This window comes from Haliscomenobacter sp., assembly GCF_040403615.1.
GTDB lineage: Bacteria > Bacteroidota > Bacteroidia > Chitinophagales > Saprospiraceae > Haliscomenobacter.
On record NZ_JBBAKG010000188.1, the window covers coordinates 1 to 6,154 of the forward strand.

General features: G+C 48.8%; 4 protein-coding genes. 2 read left to right on the plus strand and 2 right to left on the minus strand.

Annotation, left to right across the window (positions count from 1 at the left end; all coding sequences use genetic code 11):
• On the plus strand, window positions 1-896 hold an 896-nt coding region (locus ABW391_RS28210), incomplete at its 5' end, for a TolC family protein (protein ID WP_353485252.1).
• Window positions 897-994: 98 nt separating this feature from the next.
• On the opposite strand, the gene ABW391_RS28215 is transcribed toward ABW391_RS28210, so the two are convergent.
• Window positions 995-2,557 (minus strand): AAA family ATPase, encoded by a 1,563-nt coding sequence (locus tag ABW391_RS28215; RefSeq protein WP_353485253.1) that lies wholly within the window; start codon window positions 2,555-2,557, stop codon window positions 995-997.
• A gap of 11 nt (window positions 2,558-2,568) precedes the next feature.
• Complete coding sequence (locus tag ABW391_RS28220; protein ID WP_353485254.1) at window positions 2,569-3,096, minus strand: FKBP-type peptidyl-prolyl cis-trans isomerase; 528 nt, start codon at window positions 3,094-3,096, stop codon at window positions 2,569-2,571.
• A 217-nt stretch (window positions 3,097-3,313) separates the two neighbouring features.
• Between ABW391_RS28220 and ABW391_RS28225 the strand changes: the two genes are divergently transcribed.
• Entirely contained in the window at window positions 3,314-6,094 is a 2,781-nt protein-coding gene (locus tag ABW391_RS28225) for a trypsin-like peptidase domain-containing protein (RefSeq protein ID WP_353485255.1), read from the plus strand.
• The last annotated feature ends 60 nt before the right edge of the window (window positions 6,095-6,154 follow it).

The following is a 6,154-nucleotide window of genomic DNA, read 5'->3' on the forward strand; positions in this document are numbered from 1 at the left end:
AGGCCATGGCTGCCGACATCACGTTGGCCTACTACAACATTGTACAATTGGAACAGACCACCGACAACCTACGCTATGCCGTAAGTTTGGATCGCGACCTGCTCAATTTGGTGCAAGCCAAAAAGACCATTGGCAGTGCTACCGGTTTGGAATTGCTGCAATCCCGTTCTCGTCTTACAGCCGACAGCGCTCGATTGGTACAGCAAGAAGCCGACATCAAGCGATTTTACATGTCCTTCAATCAATTGCTGAATCGCTCCGTGGATGAAAAATTTCGGGTGGATACTACCCTGTCTACTCAAATGGTTTTGACGCAGGATGAATTGTTGGCAAGTGCCAAACAAGCCAATCCAGACTTGATGCTCAGTAAGTTGAACCAGCAAGTATCGATGCTCAATACCAAAGAAATCAAGGGCCAGTTCAAACCGGAACTTGATCTCACTGGAGCGCTCAACTATTCGTACCAGCGCAACGCAGTGGGTTTTGCTTTGTCCAACCGCAACCTTGGTCCAGTGTTTGGGCTTACGGCTCGGTATCCCATTTACGATGGGCAATTGCGCAAGCAAAACCTGGCCAACTCCAAGATTGTAGAGGAAAACACCAAATTGCAGCTTGACGAACTGATGTACAACCTGGAAGCACAGATTCGGACGCGATACTCCGATTACCAGTCGCTGAAGCAATTGCGCGACCTGGAAGAGGCCAACCTGAAAGTATCTACCGCTCAGGCCAATCTAGCGCGCGAGTTGTACCGCCTGGGCAAAATCACCAACTTTGAAGTACGCGAATCAACCTTGCTGGAAGTACAAGCGCGGGATCGTACGATTCAGGCCTGGTTTCGCTTGAAGCAGGTGGAGATTGGCTTGTTGGATTTGGCGGGGATGAAGATGTTTTAATCATAAAGATTGTAATACCGGAGGGGTACAAGTTGAATTGATTTTCAAGTTGTGCCCCTCTTCCATTGCCAATATGCCCAGGGAATAAATCTCATCCCCTACCCCGCATAACTAAACTGCACCTTTTCCAATTGAATCCCTACTTTTTGCAGCGCTTCTTGCACCTCTTTGAGGTTGCTCTTGACCACTTCGGCGTACCGGGCTTCTACAAACAGGTTTTGTTCCAAAAATTCCAATTCTTCCGGTAGGTTGGTGCGCAGGTTTTCTTCCTGCTTGCGCAAGTAGCTGCGGATTTGCTCAAAGCGTTCTTCCCAATATTTTTGCACCACCGGGTGTGGTTTTTTGAAGATGATTTCCTGGCGTTCGCCTTTTTTGGTGCGCAAGTAGTAAGTATGATTGCGGTCGTTGTGCTGCACTTCGATGCAAAATTCGCCGAGGCCCTGTTTGGTGCGGAGGCGATTCACAAGGTTGCGATTGGCATCGTAAAAATTGATTACCTGGGTATCCTCCAGGTTGAGTTGGCGAAATTGCTTAACTGGAATCAGAAAGCCCTCAAATTGCTGGTCTTCCTTGATCAATTCATAGTAATCCTCTTGTACCAGCAGCAACTGTTCTTCCGCTACGGTATGTTTGACGCGGATTTCTTCGTTGACGTCTTTTTCGAAATCGTCTACTTCGCGCTTGAGCAAATTAAGGTTGACCGCCATGCTGTAGCCGTGGCGGCGAATGGCATCGGTTACCATTTCTTCGATGAGGTCTTTTTGGTCGGGTCTGCTCCAGAGGCAATGCAGCATCAGGAAACAATCCATCAAATCCACCCGGCTGCGGCCATTCAAAAAGGCGGAAGTACGCAGCAAGCGAACAATTTTTTTCCACCTCCGATCGTGGATCGGGATCTGCTGATCCTGATTGTTGGGGCGAGCATTGTGCTCATCGATGCGCAATTTGAGTACCTGAATGGTATTGAGTACTTCGGCAGGCACCTCCACTCCATTGATGGCAGCGTCAAATTGCACCAGTTCCGCTTCGCTGAATTGCACTTCAGCGGGCAGTTCCACCTGGTAGACATCGTCGGTATCCACAATCATGTTGACGAAGTTCTGAAACTTGCGGATGTTGCTCAGTTCCAGGCGCAACAGGAAGCGATCCCAGATGGGGTCGAGGCTGGCATTGCGCGGAGGCAATTCATTGGAAGCCGTGATGATGCCCCGGATGTTTACGCGCAGGTCTTGATCGCCGTTGCGGTATATTTTTTCGTTGAGGATGGTCAGCAAGGCATTTTGGATGGCGGGGCCGGCTTTCCAGATTTCGTCCAAAAACACCACGTTGGCCCCGGGGAGGTAGCGCTCGGTGAGGCGTTCGTAGCGGTCTTCCTCCTTGAGTTTTTTGATGGAAACGGGACCAAAGACTTCGTCGGGCGTACTGAATTTGCTCATCAGGTACTCAAAAGAAGTCCCGTCTCGAAAGGCGTGTTTGAGCCTGCGGGCGATCAAACTTTTGCCCACTCCCGGAGGGCCAAGCAAAAATATACTTTCTCCGGCCAGGGCAGTGAGCAATGCCAGTTTCATGGCCTCTTCGCGCTCGTACAAGCCTTGACAAAGGTTGGACAAAAGCAGTTGAACCCGTTCGCGCAATTGCGTATCTATACTTAATGTTTGCATGTCGATTTGTATCAATTGACGCCCCAATCCCAGCCGCGTACGCCGTCTTCTTCCAACACTTGTTTGCGGATCAACTCATCTACAGAAGCTTTGCGGATGTTGAGCACTACACCTTTGAAATGCAGGGTTTTGCCCGCCATGGCATGATTGAAGTCAACCTTGACGTTTTCATCGTCCCAGGACACAATGCGGCCATGAAAGTCCTCACCTTCTTCGTCAGAAAGGACAATGAAATTGCCTTCAATCAGTACATTTTCCATCGGTGCTTCGCCTTCTTCTTCAAACAGGCCACGAGGTACTTCCAACACCTGCTCAGGGTCAAGTTCGCCGTAGGCCAAACTAGGTGAAAGTACAAATTCAAAGGAGTCTCCTTCCTCCAGGCCGCGTAATTGTTCTTCGAAGGCGGGAAGCAATTGGTCGCCGCCACAAAAAAACTTGAAGGGATAGTGGACATTCATGATTTCCAGGATTTCGCCTTCAGGGCCATCATTGCGCAACTCATAACTCAGGGTGACAACGTTGTGTTCTTCTACGATCATAAACAGTGTTTTTTCGCCTCAACTTAGCATAAGAAATGATTATTTCCTAAACTTCCACCTTCTAAACTGAATTGGGCACGAAAAGTTGATCGACCCGCTACTTTTGTCAGAAGTCGTACACTTTACTGATCTGCATCAACTTTCCTGTAATTTTGGGTATTTTTATCTGTATGTTGGGATGTTGGGGGTTCAACAACCAGCTCTTCAATTTTAAGCCATGAAGCAAGTTTTACTTTTTTCTTTTGCCTTGTTTTTGGGCGTGGTACAAGCCAGTGCCCAGCAGCCAACCAAAGACCAGTGGGAGCATCCGTTTTTTGGCCGCATCCCTCGGGTGACCATGCCTGCCCAAAACAATGCACTACTGCAAGAGGAAGAGTTGAATTTGCGAGAAGCAGGTAGAGCGCCCCAATTTGCCAAACCAATCGAGGTAAATTATACGCCAGCAAACAGCGGGCGTTGGGAAGAAACCGGGTCGGGAAGCAGTCGCTGGCGACTCAGCGTTCGGTCGCTTGGCGCCTACTCTCTTAATTTTGGCTTTACCGGATTTTATTTGCCCAAAGGAGCTGAATTTTTCCTAATCAATACCAAAACGAATGAGAAAATCGGACCGTTCAGCAGTTCGGACAATGAAGACCACGCCGAATTTTGGAGTCCAATTGTAGCAAGTGATGAAGTGATTTTGGAAGTGACCCTACCCAGTCTTCAAAAAACCGATCTGCGCCTGCAACTGGGATTTGTCAACCACGACTTTATGGATTTTACCAAAGTAACTTCCTCCGAATGCCACATCGACATCGTTTGTGGGCAAAACAATGGTTATCCTCAGGTCGATAAATATAGGGATGTAGCACAATCCGTAGGTTTGATCAGCATCCGCGGCTCTTCTATTTGCACGGGTTTTTTGGTCAACAACGGCAAAGAAGATTGCCACCCCTACTTTGTCACTGCCCGGCATTGCCAAAGCAAAGCTTCGGATGCTCCCTCACTGGTGGTGTATTGGAATTTTCAAAACAGTTTTTGTCGCCAGCCTGGTAACATTAGCAATGCCTCCCCTGGCGATGGCAAATTCAGCACCTTTAACTCTGGAATGGTGCAAAGGGCTTCCAACGCCAATTCCGATTTTACCATTTTGGAATTGGATGACCCCGTGGTATTGGATGCCAATGCCTACTTTGCGGGTTGGAACACCAGCACGGATCTACCTGCCGGGGGCGTTGCCATCATTCATCAAGCGGGCAGTGAAGAAAAGCGCTTCAGTTATTCCGCTCAAAAAACTTACCTGGCCAATTGGGGATCATCCAATCTGGTCAACAATGGTTCGCACTTGATTGTACCCCGTTGGGAAATCGGAAGCACCGAGGATGGTTCTTCAGGAGCGCCACTGTTCAACTCCAAAGGGCAAGTGGTGGGGCAATTGCATGGAGGTACCGCCCTTTGCGGCAAAACCGGATATGACTCTTTTGGTACTTTTCGTTCTTCCTGGGATGCCGGAAGCAACCTGAATAACCGCCTACGGGATTGGCTAGACCCCAAACGGGCTGCGCTTACCGAAATTGGAGGCCGTTGGCAGTACCAATGCAGTTACAGCATAGAATTGGACAAAGACAATCAAAGCATTTGTGGACTGGGCAAAGCAACTTGGACGCTAAAGGTGAGCAACCCCAAGGCACAGCCTATTCAATTCAGGGCAATCAATTTGCCCACTGGCTTGAAAGCACAATTCAGCAATAATTCAACCACTGGATCAAGCACAAGCTTGGAAATCACCAACGAGTCCAGCACTTTGTTTGGCTTTTACAACCTCAAATTTCAAGCCATCATCGGAACGGATACCCTGACTCGAATTGTCTTGTTGGAAATCGTGCAAACGCCACAAGCAACGCAGGCGCTGGAGCCTCAAAATGGAGACAAGCTAGTGCCTCTGCCCGTACAATTGCGTTGGAAAAAAGGAAAGTTTGCCCAAAAATACACCATCCTGCTGGCACGAGATGCTGGTTTTACAGACATTATTGGTCGATTTCAGGCTGTTGATACGGCGTACCAAATTGATCGCCTGGATTTGATTGGCACTTATTACTGGAAGGTTTGGGGTACCAATGTTTGTGATACGAATCAGGTGCCGAATACTTACCAGCAATTTGCGATTGCACCGAGTATTCGCCCTTCTGTATTGCCGGATTTCCAACAACGCTGTCAGGCAGATTCCCTGGTTTTATCGCTCAAGGCTGCCGATGGTTACCAGGGCTCAGCAGTACTGAGTTATCGGATTTTTCCCCGTTTGCCATTGACCTTAACGTTTAGCACAGATCCTTCCAAAATCAACGCAGGTGCATTGTTTGAGGCCAAGGCCAAAAATTTGCGCCAGTTGCTGCCGGGTACTTACGAATTGACTTTTTATACCCGCCAAAACAACCAGCGCGACAGCGCAAAAGTAAGGTTTGCGGTTACGGCTGCGCCAACTACTCCGCAGTTAAAGATTCCTGTAGACAGGGCTGTTTTGCTCGAAAAACGGCCAACCTTGAGCTGGAGTAGCACGGGTACTGCGCTGCGTTATGATTTGGAAGTGGCCACCGATTCCGCGTTTGCATTTCCGGTTTGGAACGCAAACTTGACGCTGACGGAGTACCAACGAGCACAAGATTTGGCTGCTGGTCGCTATTTTTGGCGGGTAAAAGCCAGCAATGCTTGCGGAATAGTCCTTTCGAAAATCCAATCATTCACCGTTTTTGAGAGCAATCTCAGTGTCATCAATGGGATTGACGTAGGGGTAGAACCGATTCCCAGCAAAGGCCGGGTGGTGATTCACTTGTCTGCTGCCATTGATGGTGCCAGCATAGATTTGTACAGCATCAGCGGTCAATTGTTGAAGACTTTTGTGCCGAATGATGCCTTTCGGGACTTGAGCCTGGATTTATCCGCGTTTCCGTCAGGGATGTACTTCTTGCGCCTCAAACACCGCCAGTCTTCGGTGGGTTTGCGGGTGATTTTGCAACGTTGAGTTTGGGGGCGATATTGAGCTCTTTGCGCAGCTTCGCTGCTTTTTTCTACCACCTAAGGC